The sequence below is a fragment of the Pseudomonas sp. Sample_9 genome, assembly GCF_004307535.1.
GTDB lineage: Bacteria > Pseudomonadota > Gammaproteobacteria > Pseudomonadales > Pseudomonadaceae > Aquipseudomonas > Aquipseudomonas mercuritolerans.
In genome coordinates this window covers 1-3635 of the sequence record NZ_RAZO01000266.1, presented here as the reverse complement: position 1 = coordinate 3635, position 3635 = coordinate 1, and the positions used below count along the sequence as shown (strand labels likewise).

Below are 3635 nucleotides of genomic sequence, written 5' to 3'. Positions count from 1 at the left end.
GACGACATGACGCCACGCCGTGCGCTGGAAATGCTCTATGCACTGAAGAACCGGATATAAGCACTGAAGAAGCGGATATAACGCAAATCGCTTCAAGCTGTTAGAATCTCGCGCGGTTCGGGATGCTGCTGGCTCATAGCCTGGTCAGCAGGTATCGCTCCCGAACCTGGCGACCCCAACCGTGAAGGGGCAACGCTGCCGCCGCCTGAGGAGAAAATTAGAAATGACCTTCGTCGTCACCGACAACTGCATCAAGTGCAAGTACACCGACTGCGTAGAAGTCTGTCCGGTGGACTGCTTTTACGAAGGCCCGAACTTCCTGGTGATTCACCCGGACGAGTGCATCGACTGCGCACTGTGTGAACCAGAATGCCCGGCTGTGGCGATCTTCTCTGAAGACGAGATCCCAAGCGGCATGGAAAACTTCATCGAGCTCAATGCCGAGCTGGCGGATATCTGGCCGAACATCACCGAGCGCAAGGATCCGCTTCCGGATTCTGCTGATTGGGATGGCAAGCCGAACAAGATCGAACAACTCGAACGCTGATCTACCCCGCGCTCGACTGAAAGGCCCCTTGCGGGCCTTTTTGCTTTTGCAGGTTTTACTTTTCTGCAGACGAAAAAAGGGGCGGTATGACCCGCCCACATTTTTTCCCTATTCCCTGTATTCCTTTTCATCGTCCTGATGAATCGCCTCCTGCGATGTCCGTTCCCCTCTTCCGTGAAGGGCTTGTCTGTCCGTCGACACAGGCTTGATATTAGAGAGTTTCCGCAGCGGAGCAATCAGGCTCAGGCGCAGGTCTACGCTGACATAAAGACATAACAATTGAAAAATGTTCATATAAATCATCGAGTTAACGTTCACCATTGAGCGCAGTCGCCTTCTGCCGAAGTATAAAAATAGCGAACACTTACGACACAGTAAGCAAAGGCTTACAGCGCGAGACTACAAACACAGAAATTGCCTACCGCTTGTCAGGTGTCTCGCCCTGACAGACCCGATGCACGAGGCAGGCATAAACAAAAAGCCCCGACTGATTGAATCAGCCGGGGCTTTTTGCGGGCGGTCGATCAGGCGCTTATTGGAACAGCGACTCGCTCGACAGGCCATTTTTCTCCAGGATCTCGCGAAGGCGCTTGAGGCCCTCCACCTGGATCTGTCGTACCCGCTCGCGGGTCAGGCCGATCTCCAGGCCGACATCTTCCAGCGTGCTGCTTTCGTGACCGCGCAGGCCGAAGCGGCGAATCACCACCTCGCGCTGCTTGTCGGTCAGTTCCGACAGCCATTGATCGATGCTCTGCGACAGGTCATCGTCCTGCAGCAGTTCGCACGGATCGGTGGGACGATCATCAGTGAGGGTGTCCAGCAGGGTTTTATCCGAATCCGGACCCAGCGAGACGTCGACCGAAGAAACCCGTTCGTTCAGGCCCAGCATGCGCTTGACCTCGCCCACCGGTTTTTCCAGCAGGTTGGCGATTTCTTCGGGTGAAGGTTCGTGGTCGAGTTTTTGCGTCAGCTCCCGTGCGGCCCGCAGGTACACGTTGAGCTCCTTGACCACATGAATCGGCAACCGGATGGTCCGGGTCTGATTCATGATCGCGCGTTCGATGGTCTGACGGATCCACCACGTGGCGTAGGTCGAGAAGCGGAAGCCGCGCTCGGGATCGAACTTTTCAACCGCGCGGATCAGGCCGAGGTTGCCCTCTTCGATCAGATCCAGCAGCGACAGCCCCCGATTGACGTAACGCCGGGCGATCTTGACGACCAGCCGCAGGTTACTTTCGATCATGCGCTTGCGCCCGGCCGGATCGCCACTTTGCGACAAGCGCGCAAAGTGAACTTCTTCTTCCGGGGAGAGCAGAGGGGAAAAGCCGATTTCGTTGAGATACAGCTGCGTGGCATCAAGTGCCCGAGTGTAGTCGATGTATTTATGTTGTTTGAGTGTGGCGGAGTGTCTGGATTTGGAACGAACGGAAGGTGGAGCAGCCCCTTCATCATTCAACATCGAATCCGAACCGATGCCGGTCTCCATAAGGAGAACCTCATCGTCGATGTCAAACTCCGGCACTTCTTTACTGAGAGCCATTGTTATAGTCCTTTGGTGAGTTCGACCCCAAGCTCAAGCGACGCCTTTATCCTTGGCAACGCTGGAGCCTGTCCCCTCTACGCGACGGAACAGGCTGGCCTTCAAATCAACGTCTTGGCAGGAACTGCAGCGGATCCACAGGTTTACCTTGGCGGCGAATCTCAAAATGCAGTTTCACCCGGTCTGTACCCGTTGACCCCATTTCGGCAATTGTCTGTCCGACCTTGACCTGCTGCCCCTCCCGAACCAACAGCCTGCGGTTATGTCCGTAGGCACTGACGTAGGTTTCGCTGTGTTTGATGATGACCAATTCGCCGTAGCCCCTTAAGCCACTCCCGGCGTATACGACCGTCCCATCAGACGCAGCTAAAACAGGCTGTCCCAAATCTCCGGCGATATCAATTCCTTTATTCAAACTACCGTTTGAAGAGAATTTTCCAATCAGAACGCCATTAGATGGCCATCCCCAGCCGGTCGGGGCCGGGCCTGCCGGAGGCAGTGGAGCGGGTGCAGGTTTGCTCGCGACGGACGGTACAACCCCTTTGGAACCGGTGGTTGTAGTGGTTGTGGTGCCATTCGCCTGGCGCCGGATTACCGTGGTTTTACTCGACGAAGAAGGTGAAGAACTGGAGTTGCTGACGACCGCCGTCGGTGTTGAACCGCTGCGCCCGTCGAAGCGAATTGTCTGACCCGGATGGATCGTATACGGCGTAGGAATGTTGTTCCGGGCGGCGAGGGTTTTGTAGTCCCAGCCGTAACGAAAGGCGATCGAAAACAAGGTATCGCCGGGACGGACTACATACTGTCCGGTGGTGACGGTAGGACGTTGCGCCACCGGATTGTTGCGATCAACAACCCGCACGCTGCTCGATTTGGTGCTGGAGCAACCGACCAGCAAGGTGCTCAAGACAAGGCCAGTCACCAGGCGCTGAAAGCTCGTGTTACCCATACGCTGCGCAATGACTGTGAGACTCACCCGCCGCTCCCTTTGTGGTGGCTGAAAAATTCTGAATGCCGCGTTGCGGCATGAGGTGTCGCAAGTATAACGGGCCGAAACGGCTTTACCTTTAATGAAGCGAAATCACCGTGCGCACACGTTTGCCAAGGGCAAGTACGCTGCGTTTAACCTCTGGCTGCCGCTGTAAGACCGGCGCCGTTGAAAGGAATTCAGCGCCTGTTTGCAAATGCTCAGGCCAGTGGCCCATTGAGCAAAGGCACGAAACGCACAGCGCCCAGAACGTGTCGGGAGAAGCCATGTTCCTCGCGCACGATCAGCATCAGTTGTTGCACTTCCCCGGAGCCGACCGGAATCACCATGCGCCCACCGGGGGCCAACTGATCAAGCAAAGCTTGCGGTACATCGGTGGCCACGGCGGTGACGATGATGCCGTTGTAGGGCGCCAGCGCCGGCCAGCCTTCCCAGCCATCGCCCCAGCGAAACACCACGTTACGCAGGTTCAACTCGACCAGACGCTCCTTGGCGCGATCCTGCAACACCTTGATGCGCTCGACGGAAAACACCCGTTCAACCAGTTGCGACAACACCGC

3 protein-coding genes and 1 pseudogene are annotated in these 3635 nt (G+C 56.5%); 1 reads left to right on the top strand and 3 read right to left on the bottom strand.

The genetic code is table 11. The features are described from left to right. Positions 1-223: 223 nt before the first annotated feature. Positions 224-547: a ferredoxin FdxA gene (gene fdxA, locus D6877_RS14830; RefSeq protein WP_016771449.1), complete on the top strand. Its 324-nt coding sequence runs from the start codon at positions 224-226 to the stop codon at positions 545-547. A gap of 532 nt (positions 548-1079) precedes the next feature. On the opposite strand, the gene rpoS is transcribed toward fdxA, so the two are convergent. From rpoS to pcm, 3 genes and pseudogenes are all read right to left on the bottom strand, one after another. Continuing rightward, positions 1080-2087 carry an RNA polymerase sigma factor RpoS gene (rpoS, locus tag D6877_RS14825; protein WP_130911283.1) on the bottom strand — a complete coding sequence of 336 codons (1008 nt, stop codon included), beginning with the start codon at positions 2085-2087 and terminating at the stop codon, positions 1080-1082. Between the two features lie 106 nt (positions 2088-2193). Continuing rightward, positions 2194-3063: a peptidoglycan DD-metalloendopeptidase family protein gene (locus tag D6877_RS14820; RefSeq protein WP_130911282.1), complete on the bottom strand. Its 870-nt coding sequence runs from the start codon at positions 3061-3063 to the stop codon at positions 2194-2196. Between the two features lie 212 nt (positions 3064-3275). Further along, positions 3276-3635 (bottom strand): annotated as a pseudogene (pcm, locus tag D6877_RS14815) (protein-L-isoaspartate O-methyltransferase); the annotation flags it as partial.

Bases quoted from the DNA above. Each gene is read 5' to 3' on its own strand.
- fdxA (WP_016771449.1), top strand. From the start codon at position 224: ATGACCTTCGTCGTCACCGACAACTGCATCAAGTGCAAGTACACCGAC.
- rpoS (WP_130911283.1), bottom strand. From the start codon at position 2,087: ATGGCTCTCAGTAAAGAAGTGCCGGAGTTTGACATCGACGATGAGGTT.